The 16600-nt window shown below is 68.4% G+C and carries 14 protein-coding genes; 6 read left to right on the top strand and 8 right to left on the bottom strand.

The features are described 5' to 3' along the window. Positions 1-13: 13 nt before the first annotated feature. Both HTA01S_RS21410 and HTA01S_RS21405 read right to left on the bottom strand, forming a co-directional pair. The gene (locus HTA01S_RS21410; RefSeq protein WP_068175067.1) at positions 14-1051 is read right to left on the bottom strand and encodes a cupin domain-containing protein; all 1038 of its coding nucleotides are present in this window, start codon (positions 1049-1051) and stop codon (positions 14-16) included. A gap of 107 nt (positions 1052-1158) precedes the next feature. Next, complete coding sequence (locus tag HTA01S_RS21405; RefSeq protein ID WP_068175066.1) at positions 1159-2379, bottom strand: 3-hydroxybenzoate 6-monooxygenase; 1221 nt, start codon at positions 2377-2379, stop codon at positions 1159-1161. A gap of 127 nt (positions 2380-2506) precedes the next feature. Between HTA01S_RS21405 and HTA01S_RS21400 the strand changes: the two genes are divergently transcribed. From HTA01S_RS21400 to HTA01S_RS21390, 4 genes are all read left to right on the top strand, one after another. Beyond that, positions 2507-2986, top strand: coding sequence for a MarR family winged helix-turn-helix transcriptional regulator (locus HTA01S_RS21400; RefSeq protein WP_068175063.1), 480 nt, complete (start codon positions 2507-2509; stop codon positions 2984-2986). A gap of 133 nt (positions 2987-3119) precedes the next feature. Further along, positions 3120-3257 (top strand): DUF3096 domain-containing protein, encoded by a 138-nt coding sequence (locus tag HTA01S_RS24890; protein ID WP_084236423.1) that lies wholly within the window; start codon positions 3120-3122, stop codon positions 3255-3257. 192 nt (positions 3258-3449) lie between these two features. After that, positions 3450-4247 (top strand): ABC transporter permease, encoded by a 798-nt coding sequence (locus tag HTA01S_RS21395; RefSeq protein WP_068175061.1) that lies wholly within the window; start codon positions 3450-3452, stop codon positions 4245-4247. A gap of 2 nt (positions 4248-4249) precedes the next feature. Beyond that, complete coding sequence (locus HTA01S_RS21390) at positions 4250-4969, top strand: ABC transporter ATP-binding protein (protein WP_068175058.1); 720 nt, start codon at positions 4250-4252, stop codon at positions 4967-4969. A gap of 67 nt (positions 4970-5036) precedes the next feature. On the opposite strand, the gene HTA01S_RS21385 is transcribed toward HTA01S_RS21390, so the two are convergent. The 4 genes from HTA01S_RS21385 to HTA01S_RS21370 form a co-directional block, all read right to left on the bottom strand. Beyond that, complete coding sequence (locus HTA01S_RS21385; RefSeq protein ID WP_174545213.1) at positions 5037-6473, bottom strand: efflux transporter outer membrane subunit; 1437 nt, start codon at positions 6471-6473, stop codon at positions 5037-5039. Between the two features lie 11 nt (positions 6474-6484). Further along, the gene (locus HTA01S_RS21380; RefSeq protein WP_068175054.1) at positions 6485-9712 is read right to left on the bottom strand and encodes an efflux RND transporter permease subunit; all 3228 of its coding nucleotides are present in this window, start codon (positions 9710-9712) and stop codon (positions 6485-6487) included. Between the two features lie 23 nt (positions 9713-9735). After that, positions 9736-10992, bottom strand: a complete 1257-nt coding sequence (locus tag HTA01S_RS21375; RefSeq protein WP_068175052.1) for an efflux RND transporter periplasmic adaptor subunit — start codon at positions 10990-10992, stop codon at positions 9736-9738. A gap of 88 nt (positions 10993-11080) precedes the next feature. Continuing rightward, positions 11081-11914 carry an alpha/beta hydrolase gene (locus HTA01S_RS21370; protein WP_068175051.1) on the bottom strand — a complete coding sequence of 278 codons (834 nt, stop codon included), beginning with the start codon at positions 11912-11914 and terminating at the stop codon, positions 11081-11083. A gap of 110 nt (positions 11915-12024) precedes the next feature. Here HTA01S_RS21370 and HTA01S_RS21365 point away from each other — a divergent pair, with 110 nt between their 5' ends. Further along, positions 12025-12936: a LysR family transcriptional regulator gene (locus tag HTA01S_RS21365; RefSeq protein ID WP_068175050.1), complete on the top strand. Its 912-nt coding sequence runs from the start codon at positions 12025-12027 to the stop codon at positions 12934-12936. A gap of 24 nt (positions 12937-12960) precedes the next feature. Here the strand turns inward: HTA01S_RS21365 and HTA01S_RS25430 are convergent, their stop codons facing one another. Further along, the gene (locus HTA01S_RS25430; RefSeq protein ID WP_157572213.1) at positions 12961-13515 is read right to left on the bottom strand and encodes a hypothetical protein; all 555 of its coding nucleotides are present in this window, start codon (positions 13513-13515) and stop codon (positions 12961-12963) included. Next, complete coding sequence (gene atpE / locus HTA01S_RS21355) at positions 13512-13754, bottom strand: F0F1 ATP synthase subunit C (RefSeq protein ID WP_068175045.1); 243 nt, start codon at positions 13752-13754, stop codon at positions 13512-13514. Before atpE ends, HTA01S_RS25430 begins: the two co-directional genes overlap by 4 nt. Before the next feature lie 681 nt (positions 13755-14435). Between atpE and HTA01S_RS21350 the strand changes: the two genes are divergently transcribed. Next, positions 14436-16600: hypothetical protein (locus tag HTA01S_RS21350; protein WP_218017376.1), on the top strand; the 2165-nt coding region annotated here is incomplete at its 3' end.

Below are 16600 nucleotides of genomic sequence, written 5' to 3'. Positions count from 1 at the left end.
TCGATCAGAAAAGTTATCGGGTCTCATAGACCCCAAGTTTTCGGTGGAGAGGGGACTCGTCCGCGATGAAGACGAAAGACGGCTGGCCGATCAAACGGTTCTTCAGCGTCACGGGTTCGTAGCCGGGCGCGCAGCAGGTGTCGGCCTCAACCAGACCGAAGGTCTTGCCGCAGGTGGACACGTCCACACCGCCTTCGATCAGGTGGAACACCTGCGAGGGTGAGCGGGCCGGCAGCGTGAGCGTCTGGCCGGGCCTGAGCATGAGCGCGTAGAAACCCAGGATGTTCTGCGCGTCGCCACCGGTCTCGGGGTTCACGTAGGTCGCCTGCACGCAGTCCAGACCGGGCTGGTCGGCGGCCATGGCCACGAGCGCGGCGCGTGTGTCGACCCAGGGGTAGCGCAGCATGGGGTAACGCTTGTCGCTGCGCGCGAACACCTGCGTAGGCACCACACCGGCGCGGGTCCAGGCGCGGTCACCGCTGCCTTCTTTGACCTGCTGGCGCGCTCCGTTGATGTGGTAACTGGCCTCCATGTAATAGACCAGCGGCAGGTCCAGCACGTCGAGCCAGACCACGGGTTCGGTGCCGTCGTGGCCGTGTTCGTGCCACAGGCCGGTGGGCGTGAGGATCAGGTCGCCGCGACTCATCGGGCACTTTTCGCCATCGACCGTGGTGTAGGCGCCTTCGCCTTCCACGATCATGCGCACCGCGTTGGGTGTGTGGCGGTGGCTGGGCGCCCACTCGCCGGGCAGCAGCAGCTGCATGCCCAGGTACATGGCGGGGCTGGCCTTCATGTTCTCCAGCCCGTGGCCGGGGTTGGCCAGCACCAGCACGCGGCGCTCGGCCTTCTCGATGGGCGTGAGCTCGCCCGCCTTCAGCAGCAGCGGCTTGAGCGTGGCGTAGGGCCAGTGGATGGCCTGGGTGGCGCGCGTGGGCACCTGGGGCGGCAGCACCGCGCGAAGGCTGGGCCACAGCGGCACCAGGTTCAGCGCTTTCAGGTCGTCGCGGTAGTCCTGCGGCAGGTCTTCGAGTCGTCCGAGTTCGTGGCTCATGTTTGTCTCCTGAAGTGATGTGGGCCCGAGATGTCTTGTTCAGTGAACGCCGCGGAACCGGCTTTGCCGGGCCGCCAGCGTTGCCCCCTTGTAGGGGGTGACGGCCGTCAGGCCGGCGCGGGGGTCGAGTCGAGACAGTTCTCGACTCGCCACGAATACAGCCACTCCATGGCGTCATAAAAACGTTCCTGGCTGCGCCCCCTCCACAGGCTGTTGCGCACCAGCCGCTCCACCCCGACGGCGTGGTACAGCCGGCCCATCTCGCGGCCGCTGAGCACGATGCGCGCGGTGCGGGTCACGCGGCTCTTCTGGTACAGCGCCAATGCCGCGTCCCAGTCCTTGTTCGTCACGCGCAGGGCTTCGCCCAGCGTGACGGCGTCTTCCATCGCCATGCAGGCGCCCTGCGCCATGTACTGCGTGGTCGGGTGGGCGGCGTCGCCCAGAAGGGTGGCGCGGCCGAAGACCCAGGTGGCGATCGGTTCGCGATCGGCCGTGGCCCAGCGCTTCCAGGTCTTGGGCAGTTCGATCAGCTGGCGCGCTTTGGGGCTGATGCCCTGGAAGTAGCTTTCCACCTCTTCCTTGCTGCCGTCCGTCACGCCCCACTGCTCTTGCTGGCGGCTGTGAAAGGTCACGACCACGTTGTACTGCTCGCCGCCGCGCAGCGGGTAGTGCACGAGGTGGCATTTCGGGCCGGCCCAGAGGCTGGCGGCGTTCCATTTCAGGTCGTCCGGGAAATCGGCCTTGTCGACCACGGCGCGGTAGACCACGTGGCCGGTCACGCGCGGCGGGTCGTTCACGTACTGCGCGCGCACCACCGACTTGCCGCCGTCGGCGCCGATCAGCGCCTGGCCGGTCCAGCGTTGGCCGTTCTGGTCGATGGCGGTCACGGTCTTGCCCGCGTCGTCCTGCTCGACCTTCACGATGCGGGTGCTGGTGAAGAACGCGACGCGCCCGGTTTCGACCGCGCCTTCGAGCAATGACTTGTGGATGTCCACACGGTGGATCACGGCGTAGGGGTTGCCGAAACGCTGCCTGAACGCTTCGCCGGTCTCGATGCGACCGATCAGCGATTCGTCGATGGCGTCGTGCATGACCATTTCGTCGGTGTAGACGGCGCGGCCGCGCGCCTTGTCGCCCACGCCCAGCGCGTCGAACGCGTGAAAGGCGTTGGGCCCGAGCTGGATGCCGGCGCCGATTTCGCCGATCTCGGGCGACTGCTCGAACACCTGCACGGTGAAGCCCTGGCGCACCAGCGCCAGCGCCACGGCCAGGCCACCGATGCCACCGCCGGTCACCAGCACCGGCAGATCGGAAGAGGGTGTGTTCATGGTTGCGATTCCTGTGAAAAGACGATGGCTTCCAAAGATTGCATGCATATCATCAGTATGCTTATCATAAGTGTAGTGCTAATATGACCGGGCACCAAATCCGGGTTAACCCTGGACGCCGATCACCATGACAAGCACCGTAGAACCTTCCGCCATCAACATCGACCTGCAGCCCGGGCACGCGATCCGGCGCCTGCACCAGATCTCCGTGGGCATCTTTCTGCAGGAAACGGGCGAGCTGGGCATCACCCCTGTTCAGTACGCGGCCTTGCAGACCGTGGGCAACCAGCCCGGCATCGACCAGCGCACGCTGGCGCGCACCATCGCGCTGGACGCCTCCACCACCGGCGGCGTGGTGGACCGGCTCGAAGCGAGGGGCTGGCTGGTGCGCCGCACGGCGCCCGAAGACCGGCGCGCGCGCCAACTGGCCTTGACGCCCGCCGGGCAGGCCCTGCTGGCCGAGGCCGTGCCCGCCATGCTGCGCGCGCAGGACCAGATCCTCGCGCCCCTCACCGAGCGCCAGCGCAGCGAGTTCATGCGCCTGCTGAACCTGCTGGTGACGCAGAACAACGAGATGAGCCGCGCGCCCAGCGACGCCACGCGGTAGGGCGGCCCGGCGTCTGTTCGACGTCGCACAGACAGCCCGGCCGGTCGCGCAAAATCATGGGTTCCCACGGCGGTGCTTTCCGAGAGATCGGGCGCGGCGCCCGTGCCCGACCCCTCCAACAAGGAAAACCCTCATGAATCTGCACCTGAGCATCGGACCCCTGGTGTCCCTCATCGCCGGCATCCTCATCCTGGTGATGCCCCGCCTGCTGAACACCATCGTCGCCGTCTACCTGATCATCATCGGCTTGCTGGGGCTGTTTGGCCGCTGAACCTCTTCGGGCCGGACGGAATGCCCGCGCCTCTGCACGAGGCGCGCGGGTAAACTGGGCCGATGAGCCCGACACCTGAAGCCTTCCCCGAGACAGGGAAAACCCTCGCCATAGCCGCAGCTGCGGCCGCGCCTCCAGTCGCGGGCCGCCGCGCACGCTGTGCCCGAACGCTATCGTTGGCCTGAGCGTTCCATGCACGCCTGGTCGCGTTCGTCCCCCGCCCTGCAGGACATCACCCAGTCCCTGGCCTACAGCCGCGCGATCGCTTTCATGGCCATGAGCGATCTGCGGGCGCGCTACAAGCGCAGCGTGCTCGGGCCGCTGTGGATGACGCTGGGCACGGCCATCGGCGCCGTGGGCCTGAGCTTGCTCTGGGCCGAGCTCATGCACAAGGATGTGCGCGAGTTCATGCCGACGGTGACCGCCGGCCTGATCCTCTGGCAGTTCATCGCCGGGGTGCTGGGCGATGCCTCGGCCCTGTTCAGCCGCCAGTCGGCGCTGATCCGCAACATCAACCTGCCGCTGTCGATCTACCCGACGCAGCTGTTGTTGCGCCACCTGATCAACCTGCTGCACAGCGTGCCGGTCTTTGCCGCCGTGGCCTGGGGCGTCGGCCTGCAGCCCAGCCTGTACCTGCTGCTGGTGCTGCCCGGCGTGGTCCTGGTCACGCTCAACCTGCTCTGGCTGGCCTTGCTCGTGGGCATTCTGGGTGCGCGCTTCCGCGATCTGGAATACCTCATCGGGTCGGCGCTGCCCCTGCTGATGCTGCTCAGCCCGGTGTTCTACCGGCCCGAGTTCCTGCCCTTCAGCCAGGTCTATCTGTGGGCCAATCCCATCTCCCATTTCATCGAAGTCATCCGCTACCCGCTCATGGGCTCGGCGCCGCCGGACTTCGTGATCTGGACCAACCTGGGCCTGCTGCTGGTGGGCGGCAGCCTGAGCCTGTGGCTGTTCAACCGCAAGCACCACCGCATCGCGTTCTGGGTCTGACCATGGCCTCACTCAAATTCAATGCAGTGACCGTGCGCTACCCGGTCTACAACAGCCGGGGCATGTCGCTGCGCAACCACCTCGTGCGCATCAGCACCGGGGGCAGCATCGAGCGCGAGTCCGGGCGGGTGCAGATGGTGACCGCTCTGCAGGACGTCAGTTTCGAGCTGCGCCGGGGCGACGCGGTGGGCCTGGTCGGGCACAACGGCGCGGGCAAGAGCACGCTGCTGCGCACCATGGCGGGCATCTACTCGCCGACACATGGGACGATCGAGCGGCAGGGGCGCGTGGCCACCATGCTCGAACTCGGCGCGGGCATGGACAGCGAACTCTCGGGCTACGAGAACATCACGCGCATGAGCCTGCTGATGGGCGAGAAAGTCGCCGACGTGCGCCAGCACATCGAGGAGATCGAGCGCTTCACCCAGCTCGGCAACTTTCTGCAGATGCCGGTGCGCACCTACTCGTCTGGCATGGTCGCGCGCCTGATCTTCGCCGTCGCCACCTCGACCCGCCCCGACATCCTGCTGGTGGACGAGATCTTCGGCCTGGGCGACGCCGAGTTCCGCCAGCATGCCCAGGAGCGCATGGAAGCGCTGGTGAAGTCCGTGGGCATTTTCGTGTTCGCGTCGCATTCCAGCGACATGGTGCGGCTGTACTGCAACCGGTTTTTCCGGCTTGAGCATGGGCATCTTCGGGAGTGCGATGCCAGCGAGGTCTGATAGGCGCGCCCAAGCTTCTCGGCATTGACTGCCGGGGTTTGATCTGAGATGTCCGACATGCCGTGCGTCACGACCGGACTTTGCTGTCCCCCGATGGAGCCGCCGTCTCCCAGCCACCCCCGATGGCCCGGATCAGCAGCACCGTGGCCTGCTGCTGCGCCGCTTCCACGCGCTGCGCCTGCCGGCGGTTGAGCAGCTCGTTGCGGCGCGCGTCCAGCAGTTCGAGCTGGCTCACCAGGCCGTTGCGGTAGCGCGTTTCCGAGATCGCGCTGGCGCGCTGCGCGGCACTCACCGCGCGGCCCTGGGCCTGCGACTGGTCCTGCAGCAGGCGCAGGGCGGAGAGCTGGTCTTCGACCTCGCGGAAGGCGTTCAACACCTGGCCCCGGTAGCTCGCGGCGGCGGTGTCCAGCTGCGCCTGCGCGCCCTGCACGCCGGCTTCGCGCCGACCGCCGTCGAACAGCGGCACGGACATCAGCGCGCCGATGCCCCAGGCGCGGGCCGACCACTTGAACAGGTCGCCGATGTCGGGCGAGGCATAGCCCGCCGCGCCCGTGAGCGACACGCTGGGGAACCACGCGGCCTGGGCCACGCCCACGCGGGCCTGCGCGGCCAGCAGCGAAGCCTGGGCCGCGGCCACGTCGGGCCGGCGCGCGAGCACCGTGCCCGGCACGCCGGCCGGGATCACCGGCAGGGTGCGGGCGCCTTGGGTAGAAGCAAGCGCAAAGCTTGAAGCCGGCTCGCCCACGAGCACGGCCAGCGCGTGTTCCAGCTCGGCGCGGCTTCGGCTGAGCGCGAACACCTCGGCCTCGGTGGCGGCGAGTTCGGTCTGGATGCGGATCACGTCGAGCTCGGCCACGTCGCCAGCGTCGAAACGGCGCTGCGTGAGGCGCAGGGTGTCGGCATACGCGGTGGCGGTGTCCTGCACCAGGGTGCGCTCGGTGTCGACCGCGCGCAGCGCCAGGTAAGTCTGGGCCACCTCGGCCTGCACCAGCAGGCGTGTGCTCTGCAGCAGGGCTTCGCGCGATTGCGCGTCCAGCGTGGCGGCGTCGCGCACGCGCGCCAGCCGCCCGAACAGGTCCACCTCGTATGAGAGGTTCACGCCGGCCTGCAGCAGCGTGGCCGGTGCAGCACCGTTGGCGGTGTTGGCACCGGCGCCACGCGATGCGTTGGCCCCCACGCCAATCTGCGGCGCGCGGTCGGCCTGCGCACCGCGCACCAGGGAGCGCGCCTGTGCCAGGCGGGCCGCGGCTTCCTGGATGCTGGTGTTGTTCGCACCGGCGCGCTCGGCCAGGTCGTCAAGTACCGGGTCGTTGAACGCCTTCCACCAACTGCCGCGGCTCTGGGCCTCGGCGGGCTGGGCGATGGTCCAGTGCTCGTTCTGGCGCTGCTGTTCCCTGAACTGGGGTGGCGTGGGAATGGACGACGGCAGCGGCGGCAGGGCGGTGGCGCAGCCGGCCAGCAAGAGGGCGGCGGCCAGTGGCAACAGGGTGTTGAGCTTTTTCATGTCGGGCTCCTTCAATGGGTCAGGGGGGCGGCGGGCACCGCACGCGCGGAGCCTCCACCGCCAGAGGCGAATCCCTCGAAGTGAGGGATCTCGCCGTGCTGGCGCAGCGTGCGGTTGCCCGCCAGGCGGCGCAGCAGCACGTAGAACACGGGGGTGAGGAACAGGCCGAAGGCGGTCACGCCGATCATTCCGGCGAACACGGCCACGCCCATGGCCGAGCGCATTTCGGCGCCCGCGCCGGTGGCCAGCACCAGCGGCAGCACCCCCATCACGAAAGCCAGCGAGGTCATGAGGATGGGGCGCAGCCGCAGGCGGCTGGCTTCTATGGCGGCCTGCACCGGCGAGCGGCCGGCAAACTCCAGTTCGCGCGCGAACTCCACGATCAGGATCGCGTTCTTCGCCGAGAGCCCGACCAGCACGATCAGCCCGATCTGCGTGAACACGTTGTTGTCACCCCCGTCCAGCCACACCCCGGTCATGGCCGCGAGCAGGCCCATGGGCACGATCAGGATGATGGACAGCGGCAGCGTGAGGCTTTCGTACTGCGCGGCCAGCACCAGGAACACCAGCAGGATGGCGAGCGGGAACACCCACAGCGCGGAGTTGCCGGCCAGGATCTCCTGGTAGGTGAGTTCGGTCCATTCGAAGCCAATGCCGGGCGGCAGCGTCTCGGCGGCGATGCGTTCGATCGCGTCTTGCGCCTGGCCCGACGAGAAGCCGGGCGCGGGGCCGCCGTTGATGTCGGCCGAGAGGTAGCCGTTGTAGCGCATGGCGCGCTCCGGGCCGAAACTGGAGTTCACCTTCATCAGCGCCGACAGCGGCACCATCTCGCCCGAGTTCGAGCGCACCTTGAGCAGGCCCACGTCTTCGGCGCGCGCGCGGTAGGGCGCGTCGGCCTGGGCGCGCACGCTGTAGGTGCGGCCGAACTGGTTGAAGTCGTTCACGTACAGGCTGCCGAGGTAGATCTGCATGGTGTCGAAGATGTCCGTCACCGGCACGCCGAGCTGGCGCGCCTTGGTGCGGTCGATGTCGGCGTAGAGCTGCGGCACGTTGACCTGCCAGCTCGTGAACATGCCGGCGAGCTCGGGCGTCTGCCAGGCCTTGGCCATGAAGGCTTTCACGGCCGCGTCCATCGCCTCGTAACCCAGCGAGCCCTTGTCTTCCAGCTGCAGCTTGAAGCCACCCGTGGTGCCCAGGCCCGCCACCGGGGGCGGCGGGAACATCACGATGAAAGCGTCCTGGATGCTGCCGTAGGCCTGGTTCAGCTGGCCCGCGACGGCGCCACCGCTCTGGTCGGCGCGCTGGCGCTCGGCAAAGGGCTTGAGTGTGGCGAACACGATGCCCGAGTTCGAGCTGTTGGTGAAGCCGTTGATCGACAGGCCAGGGAAGGCGATCGCGTCTTCCACGTTCGGGTTCTGCTTGGTGATCTCGCCCATGCGCTGGATCACTTCTTCCGTGCGGTCCAGCGTGGCGCCGTCGGGCAGCTGCGCGAAGCCGATCAGGTACTGCTTGTCCTGCGCGGGCACGAAGCCGCTGGGCACCGCCTTGAACAGGCCGAAGGTCACGCCCACCAGCGCGAGGTAGATCCCCATCATCAGCGCCTTGCGCGAGATGACGCGCCGCACGCCGCCGCTGTAGGCCTCCGCGCCGCGGTGGAAGAAGCGGTTGAAGCCGCGGAACAGCCAGCCGAAAATCCGGTTCATGCCGCGCGTGAGCGCGTCCTTCGGGGCATCGTGGCCACGCAGCAGCAGAGCCGCGAGCGCGGGCGAGAGCGTGAGCGAGTTGATGGCCGAGATCACGGTGGAGATCGCGATGGTCACCGCGAACTGCTTGTAGAACTGGCCCGTGAGGCCGCTGATGAAGGCCAGCGGCACGAACACCGCGACCAGCACCAGCGCGATGGCGATGATCGGGCCGGACACTTCCTTCATCGCGCGGTAGGTGGCGTCGCGCGGCGACAGGCCGGCCTCGATGTTGCGTTCCACGTTCTCCACCACCACGATGGCGTCATCCACCACGATGCCGATCGCCAGCACCAGGCCGAACAGCGAGAGCGCGTTGATCGAAAAGCCCAGCAAGTGCAGCACCGCAAACGTGCCCACCACCGACACCGGCACCGCCAGCAGCGGAATGATGGAGGCGCGCCAGGTCTGCAGGAACAGGATCACCACCAGCACCACGAGCGCGATGGCCTCTAGCAGGGTGGTGATCACCGACTGGATCGAGGCGCGCACGAACTGCGTGGGGTCGTAGGCGATGCGGTATTCCACGCCCTCGGGCATGGCCTTCTGCAGTTCGGCCATGGTGGCGCGCACGTTGGCCGAGATGTCGAGTGCGTTGGAGCCCGGCGCCTGGAACACGCCCATGCCGACGGCGGGCTTGTTGTTCAGCAGCGAGCGCAGCGAGTAGTCGGCCGCGCCCATCTCCAACCGCGCGATGTCGCGCAGCCGGGTCACGGCGCCGTCGGCACCGGTCTTCACGATGATGTCGCCGAACTCTTCTTCGGTCTGCAAGCGGCCCTGGGCGTTGATGGACAGCTGCAGGTCCACGCCCGGCAGGCCTGGCGAAGCGCCGACCACGCCCGCCGCGGCCTGCACGTTCTGGCCGCGGATCGCGGCCACCACGTCGCTGGCCGAGAGGCCGCGCTGCGCCACCTTCTGCGGGTCGAGCCAGACGCGCATGGAGTAGTCGCCCCCACCGAAGACCTGCACCTGGCCCACGCCCTCGATGCGCGCGAGCCGGTCCTTGACGTTGAGCACCGCGTAGTTGCGCAGGTAGTTGATGTCGTAGCGGTCGTTGGGCGACACCAGGTGCACCACCATCGTGATGTCGGGCGAGCTCTTGACCGTGGTCACGCCCAGGCGACGCACCTCTTCTGGCAGGCGCGGCTCGGCCTGCGAGACGCGGTTCTGCACCAGCTGCTGGGCCTTGTCGGGGTCGGTGCCGAGCTTGAAGGTCACGGTGAGCGTCATCACGCCATCGGTCGTGGCCTGGCTGCCCATGTAGAGCATGCCTTCGACGCCGTTGATGGATTCCTCCAGCGGCGTGGCCACGGTTTCGGCGATCACCTTGGGGTTGGCGCCCGGGTACTGGGCGCGCACCACCACCGAGGGCGGGGCGACCTCGGGGTACTCGGAGATCGGCAGGCCGCGCAGCGCGACCAGGCCGGCGATCAGGATCAGCAGCGAGAGCACGCCCGCGAAGATCGGCCGATCGATGAAGAATTTGGAGAGGTTCATGGTGTTCTTCTCACTGGCGGGGCTCAGGACTTGGCCACGGCGGGATCAGGGGCCTCGGCGCGGGCCTTGGATTCGGTGGCGTCCCTGCTGCGCGCTGCGGCGTTCATGGGCACGTCCTGCGGCTGCACCACGTCACCGGGGCGCACGCGCTGCAGGCCGTTGACGACGATGCGTTCGCCGGGTTTCAGGCCGCTGAGCACGGTGCGCAGGCCGTCGACGGACGCGCCCAGCGTGACGGCGCGGTATTCGGTCTTGTCGCCCTCGCCCACCACCAGCACGTACTTCTTGTCCTGGTCGGTGCCGACGGCGCGTTCGCTCACCAGCAGGGTGCGCGCGCTTTGCGCCTGGCCCATGCGGATGCGCGCGAACTGCCCGGGCATCAGCTGGCCGTCCTGGTTGTCGAACACGGCGCGCACGCGCACCGTGCCGCTGCGCGGGTCCACCTGGTTGTCGATCAGCTGCAACTGGCCGGCGTAGGGCGTGTCGGCGCTGTCCGAGGTGCCCATCTGCACGGGAATGCGTGCGAGCAGCTGGCGTGCGCTGCTGCCAGCGCCGGCCAGGCCCTTGAGCGCGCGGGCCACGGTTTTTTCGTCGGCGTCGAAGCTGGCGTAGATCGGGCTCACGGAAACCAGGGTGGTCAGCACGGGCGCGCCCGGGCCGGCGGCGACCAGGTTGCCCACCGTCACTTCCAGCCGGCCGATGCGCCCGGCCACCGGGGCCCGCACCTGGGTGTAGCCCAGGCTCAGGCGCGTGGTCTGCAACTGGGCCTGCGCGGCCTTGAGGTTGGCCTCGGCCTCGCGCAGCGCGCTCTCCCGGTCGTCGAGCTCGCGCTGGGCGATCGCCTTGTCGTCCCACAGGCGGCGGGCCCGGGCATGTTCGTTGCTGGCGTGGGTCACGCGGGCCTGCGCAGCGACGGTCTGCGCCTCGGCGCGCGCCACCTCGGCCTCATACGGCGCGGGGTCGATCGAGATCAGCAGGTCGCCCTTGGCCACCAGCGCACCTTCGCGGAAATGCGTGGCCTGGACGACGCCTGCGACGCGCGAGCGGATGTCCACCCGCTCCACCGCTTCCAGGCGACCCGAGAACTCGTCCCAGGCGGCGATGTCGCTCTCGGTCACGGTGGCCACGGACACCGGCATGGGCGGCGGCGCGCTCGGCGCCGCGCTGGCCTGCGCGGGGTTGGACTTCTGGGTGAGCACGATCACGGCGAGGGTGACGGCGGCCAGGGCGGCGGCGGTCGGCCACCAGATGCGGCGCTTGGAAGAGGGCAGGTCGGACATGGTTTTTCCTTTTTGAGGGCGAGCGGGACCGCCCCCGGTGGATGACCGGGGTGGCGTTTCAGGGTGGTGGGAAAGGGGGGCGGGTCCGTCAGGACGGCGGCGGCGTCGCGGCCTGGAAGAAGGCGCGGACGTGTTCGCGCACCTCGATGGCGCACGGACATTCTTCGGCGGGCTGCTCGCTCAGCGAGTCGGGCCAGCCGGTGGTGGGCGGCAGCATGCCGCTGTGCACGGTGATGCCCGCCTCGCGCAGACGCTCGGCGTAGGCCAGGGCCTCGTCGCGCATCGGGTCGTCGCCGCCGGTCAGGACCAGCGTGGGCGGCAGGCCGGCCAGGCGCTGCGCGCGGCTGGGCACGGCGTACGGATGTTCGGCGTCCATCGGGCCGCGCAGGTACTGCTGCCAGCCATCGATCCACTTGCAGCCGGTGGCTTCGCCCATGGTCTGGCGCAGCGAGGCGGTGGCGTTGCACGGGTCCAGCATGGGAGCGACCAGCATCTGGCCGGCCAGCGGCGGGTGGCCGCGGTCGCGCACCATGAGCGCCACCGCGGCGGCGAGGTTGCCGCCGGCTTCTTCACCGGCCACGAACAGCGGCGCGTCCTTGCCGGCCAGGCGGCTGCGCTGCTTGTGCAGCCACGCCAGGGTCGCGTAGCCGGCTTCCACGGCCTCGGGGAAACGGTGGGCGGGCGCCAGCGGGTAGGCCAGCGAGGCCACCACCGCGCCCGCGCTCGCCAGCAGCTCGGCCAGGCAGGCGCCGCTGTCCAGATCGCCCGAGACGAAGGCGCCGCCGTGGAAATGCAGCACGAGTGGCACCGCGCCGCCGCGCGGCTTCTTGCCCCAGACGCGCAGCTCCAGCGGCGGTGTGCCCGGCACCCACAGGGTCTGTGCGGGGGCCGACGGGGCGAAGGAAGAGGACGGTGAAGCCATGGGCTGGACTATAGACACACCACTTCTGCGGATAAAGCCAACTTCAACCAGATGTCTGTTTCCATTGCGTGAACAATCCGGCCATAAAACAGACATGAAGGACCGAGGGCATGGATCAGATCCAATCGATACGCGTGTTTGCGCGGGTGGTGGAGGCGGGCACCTTCACGAAAGCGGCGCAATCGCTGGATCTTCCCAAGGGTACGGTCACCAAGCTCGTGCAGCACCTGGAGGCGCGCCTGAAGGTCAAGCTGCTCAACCGCACCACGCGGCGCGTGACCGTCACGCCCGACGGCGCGGCCTACTACGAGCGCACGGTGCGCGTGCTCAACGACCTCGACGACATCGAGGCCAGCATGACCAACGCCCAGGCCAAGCCCAGCGGGCGCCTGCGCGTGGACGTGGGCAGTTCGGTGGCGCGCGAAATCATCATCCCGGCGCTGGCCGACTTCTACCGCCGCTTTCCCGACATCCAGCTCGACCTGGGCGTGTCCGATCGGTCCGTGGACCTGCTGGCCGACAACGTGGACTGCGTGCTGCGCGGCGGCGAGCTGCTGGACCAGTCGCTCGTGGCGCGGCGCGTGGCCAACGTGTCGCTGATCACGGTGGCCTCGCCGGCCTACCTGCAGGCGCATGGCACGCCCACGCACCCGGAACAGCTGGAGAGCGGGCACACCATGGTGAACCACTTCTCCACCCGCAATGGGCGGCACTACGTGAACGAGTTCGAGAAGGACGGCCAGATGCTGGAGATTTCAGGCCGCTACAAGCTCTCGGTGAACGAGAGCAACGCGATCACGGCGGCGGTGCTGGCGGGTCTGGGGGTCGCCCAGATGGCCGCCTTCACGGCCCGGCCCTTGATCGAGCGTGGCGAGCTGGTGCAGGTGCTGAGCGACTGGACCTGCATGACGATTCCGCTGTACGTGGTGTACCCCCCCAACCGGCACCTGAGCGCGAAGGTGCGGGCCTTCGTGGAGTGGGTGGCGGAGCTGCTGGCGCGACACCCCCATATGTCGGGTTGACGCCGCTTGCCGGCAGGCTGACGGTCAGCGCCGGGGCACCCGAGGTGCCGGGCGGTGCGGCCTTGCGGCCACCACCCGCCGCATCGTGGCGAGCACGGTGCCGATCAGCCAGGCGGCCAGCCGCTCGGGCCAGGGGCCGGCCGAGTGATTGGGTGCGGTCCCCGATCGATGCTCCGTCACCTGCTCGAATCCGAGGGCGTGAAGCCGCTGGCGCTCGGCGGCGCTGAGCGCCGAGCCATCGGCCAGCAACACCTCCAGCGTGCGCACACCCCGCTCGCGCAGCGCTGCGGCCAAGGGCAAGAGCTCGGCGCGCGACGGGCGCCAGAACACCGCTTCGCGTGTGCGCCGCAGTGCCCCGAGCTGGACCACCGCGTGGTCCGCGGGCGGCAGCGACGCGGCCCACGCGGCGCCCGGCGCCACCAGGGCACAGCGCGCCCGGTGCGGAGCGCCCCGGAACGGGCGCGTCGTGAGCACCGTGAACTCGGCGTGTGGTCCGCCGGTGCGCAGCGCATGCAGCAGGGCGCCACCCGCGCCCGCCACCAGCACGCGCCGTGGCGGCGTGCCGGGCAGGGGTCTCATCCAGCGAACGGCGCGGCCAGGGCGAACCACACGCCCAGCGCCACCGAGATGATGAAGGCCCCGTCCAGCAGACCCGCGAGCAGGAAGACCTTGGGTTGCATGGCCTCCATCATTTCGGGCTGCCGCGCCGAGGCCTCCAGGTACTTGCTGGCCATGATGCCGATGCCGACACAGGAACCGAGGGCGCCCAGGCCGATCATGTGACCGACGGCGAGGGGAAGGCTGCTGAGGTCTGCCATGTGAAGCTCCTTTCTGTTGCGATGGCTTCACTGTGGCGGCGCAGCGACGGGAAATCCATTACCTGGCAGGTCAGATGGCTGACTCAATTTGTTACGAGCTTAGAATGCTGTAACAAATTGGGAGGGTCATTGTGATGGTCACGTGTCGGTTACACGCACGCTTGAATCCTGGGAGGGGTTTCAGCAAAGCGGTTTCTCTGGGTCCTGAAGGCGTTTTGTCTTCTGCGACCTGCGGTGTTCGGGCTTTTCGCTCGGCCCCACCTGCCCCCAGTGGCACCCGTTTCACAGATCGCGTCGCATTCGCGCGGCGGTTGCATCTGTATTCCTCACCGCTCTTCTCCGTTTGACGGTCGGTGACGCCCGACGGCGTGTCGGGTGTCCTCATTCATCCCCCTTGTTTTCGCTGGCGCGTGGCATTTGGCCGGCTGAAGACTGCAGAAGTACGTCGCATAGAACATGGCTGCCCATCGATTCCCCCAAGTCCCTGCTGCCGGATCGCTTCGCCAATGGGTCAAGACGTGCATCACGTCTCTGTGCAAGTCGGGTGCTGTCGCGTTGGTGGGGGCCTGGTTGCTCTCGGGTGCGGTCGTTCATGCCCAAACCAGCGTCTCGGGGCCAGTGCCATCCGACGCGCGTTGGACACTGGAACAGAGCCCCTACCTCGTTGAGGGCAACGTCGTCGTGCAAAACGGCGCCACCTTGACCATCGACGCGGGCGTCGCCGTGTACATGGCGCCCAACACCGGCCTCACGGTCCAGACGGGCTCGCTCCGGGCCATGGGCCACCCGGAAAACCCCATCCGTGTGCTGTCCAATGCCACCCGTTTGGGCCAGGCGGCCGCGCCCGGCGATTGGGCGCAGTGGGTGTTTTCGCCCGGGGCCAGCAGCACCCAGCTCGAGCACGTGGTGTTTGAACACGGCCGAGGCCTGGTGGTCCAGGGATCGGCACCGGTGTTCAACAACGTGACCGTGCGCCATCAGCAGGGGCCTGCCATCTCGATGGACCTGGCGGCTTCGCCCCGTGGCGTGGGCAACAAAGCCGAGGGCAACACGATCAACGGCATTGTGGTGCCCGCGGGTGACATCCTGGGCAATGTGAGGTGGGGGCTCAGAGGCATCCCCTACATCGTTCAAAGTGGGGCTGTCTCGGTCGGTGCAACGCCCACCTTGCAGTCGGTCAGCCCCCAAGAGATTCAGGCCGGAGACAGCAATACTTTCAACCTGACGGGAACCCGGTTGACGGGGTTGACGAACGTTTCGTTTGATCGTTCGGGCTTGTCCGTGCAGGTCCAGCCGGGCGGTACGGACACCAGCGTCCAGCTCACCGTTGCCGCTGACGGGGCCGCTGCGGCGGGTCCAGCTGCGCTGGAGGCATGGACCGACGCCGGCCCTGTGCGCTTGAGCAACGCGATTTCCGTCCAGGAGTCGCGGCCTCTGATCAAGTCCTTGGTGCCGGCCAACCTGTACACCGGTCAGGGCAATGTCTCGCTGACCGTGAACGGTCTGGCGCTGCGAAGCGATACCCAGGTCCTGGTTGACGGGGCGGCGGCGTCCACGCAGTTTGTCTCGGCCACCCAGCTGAGCGCATCGGTCAGCGCGCCGCTGACCCCGACCACCTTGCGCGTGTCACTGCGCAGCCCTGATGCGGCCAACGCCGGGCAGTTCATCACCTCGCCCGTTGTGGACCTTCCCGTGTTGTCCGCCGTGCTGTCGGTGGCACCTGCGGCATCCAGCGTCTTCAACGGGTCGAGCACCACCCTCACGGTCCAGCTCCCCTACCCGGCGCCCAGCGGAGGGCTTGACCTCAACGTGGTGTCCTCCGTGCCTTCGGTGGCCACCGCTCCCGCGGCTGTGCATGTGGCCGAGGGGCAGGCCAGTGCCGCCCTGTCCATCAATGCCCTTGGTGTGGGCAGTTCCGTGGTCACGGTCAGCCGGGTAGGCTTTGCCAGTGGGCAGGCCACCGTCAACGTGATGTCCCCGCCCCGCCTGACGCTGTCGCCCAGTGCATTGACCCTGGGTGTGGGCCGATCGGCCGAACTGTCGGTGCAGTCGTCCGCGCCGGCGTCCGCGTCCGGGTTGTTGGTGTCGCTGAGCAGCAGCCATGTCGCAGTGGCCACCGTGCCCACCAGCGTCACGATCCCAGCGGGCGCCACCACAGCGACGGTCCTGGTCGGTACGGTGTCCGAGGGCAGCGCCACGGTCACCGCCACGGCCGAGAACCACGTCTCGGCGCAGACCGCCGTCAACGTCCGGCCGCTCTCCATCGTCCTGCCCGCCGGATCGCTGGTTGCGCCCGGTCTGAGCCGGTCGATTCCGCTGACCCTGTCGGACCCGGCTCCTGCCGGCGGCCTGGAGGTCGCGCTCAGCAGTGGCGACCCAGCGGTGGCGTCCGTCCCCGTTAGCGTGGTGGTGCCGGCGGGCCAGACCAGCATCAACTTCACGCTCACCGGTGTCGCAGCGGGCACCACCTCTGTGGCCGCCACGGCCGCGGGGCATCAGGCCGCCAGCCTGCCTGTCACGGTCGAGACCGTGGCCATCGGCCTGGGTTCGCCCAGCGTGTCGAGCGTGTCGATTCCACAGGGGATGTCCCGCAAATACGCGGTGACGCTTTCCCGGCCCGCTCCGGCAGGTGGGGTGACGGTGAGCCTGGGCGTGAGCAACACGGCGGTTGCCACCATTTCCCCCACCACCGTCACCATCGCCCAGGGCGAGACCTCCGGTGGTGTGGTGCAGGTGGAGTTGCTGGGTGTCGAAAAAGGCAGCACCACCTTGACCGCATCGGGTGAGGGATTGTCCAGCCGGACGGTTCCGGTTTCTGTTACGGACCCTGTGGAACTGACGTTCGG

This window comes from Hydrogenophaga taeniospiralis CCUG 15921, from assembly GCF_001592305.1.
In the GTDB taxonomy this organism is placed as follows: domain Bacteria; phylum Pseudomonadota; class Gammaproteobacteria; order Burkholderiales; family Burkholderiaceae_C; genus Hydrogenophaga; species Hydrogenophaga taeniospiralis.
The sequence above is the reverse complement of the archived record's forward strand: the minus strand, read 5'-3'. Positions and strand labels throughout refer to the sequence as shown.

Excerpts from the sequence above, each read along its gene's own strand:
- HTA01S_RS21370 (WP_068175051.1), bottom strand. The coding sequence starts at position 11,914 with ATGGCTTCACCGTCCTCTTCCTTCGCCCCGTCGGCCCCCGCACAGACC.
- HTA01S_RS24890 (WP_084236423.1), top strand. The coding sequence starts at position 3,120 with ATGAATCTGCACCTGAGCATCGGACCCCTGGTGTCCCTCATCGCCGGC.
- HTA01S_RS25430 (WP_157572213.1), bottom strand. The coding sequence starts at position 13,515 with ATGAGACCCCTGCCCGGCACGCCGCCACGGCGCGTGCTGGTGGCGGGC.
- HTA01S_RS21385 (WP_174545213.1), bottom strand. The coding sequence starts at position 6,473 with ATGAAAAAGCTCAACACCCTGTTGCCACTGGCCGCCGCCCTCTTGCTG.
- atpE (WP_068175045.1), bottom strand. The coding sequence starts at position 13,754 with ATGGCAGACCTCAGCAGCCTTCCCCTCGCCGTCGGTCACATGATCGGC.
- HTA01S_RS21405 (WP_068175066.1), bottom strand. The coding sequence starts at position 2,379 with ATGAACACACCCTCTTCCGATCTGCCGGTGCTGGTGACCGGCGGTGGC.
- HTA01S_RS21365 (WP_068175050.1), top strand. The coding sequence starts at position 12,025 with ATGGATCAGATCCAATCGATACGCGTGTTTGCGCGGGTGGTGGAGGCG.
- HTA01S_RS21380 (WP_068175054.1), bottom strand. The coding sequence starts at position 9,712 with ATGAACCTCTCCAAATTCTTCATCGATCGGCCGATCTTCGCGGGCGTG.
- HTA01S_RS21410 (WP_068175067.1), bottom strand. The coding sequence starts at position 1,051 with ATGAGCCACGAACTCGGACGACTCGAAGACCTGCCGCAGGACTACCGC.
- HTA01S_RS21395 (WP_068175061.1), top strand. The coding sequence starts at position 3,450 with ATGCACGCCTGGTCGCGTTCGTCCCCCGCCCTGCAGGACATCACCCAG.
- HTA01S_RS21390 (WP_068175058.1), top strand. The coding sequence starts at position 4,250 with ATGGCCTCACTCAAATTCAATGCAGTGACCGTGCGCTACCCGGTCTAC.
- HTA01S_RS21400 (WP_068175063.1), top strand. The coding sequence starts at position 2,507 with ATGACAAGCACCGTAGAACCTTCCGCCATCAACATCGACCTGCAGCCC.
- HTA01S_RS21375 (WP_068175052.1), bottom strand. The coding sequence starts at position 10,992 with ATGTCCGACCTGCCCTCTTCCAAGCGCCGCATCTGGTGGCCGACCGCC.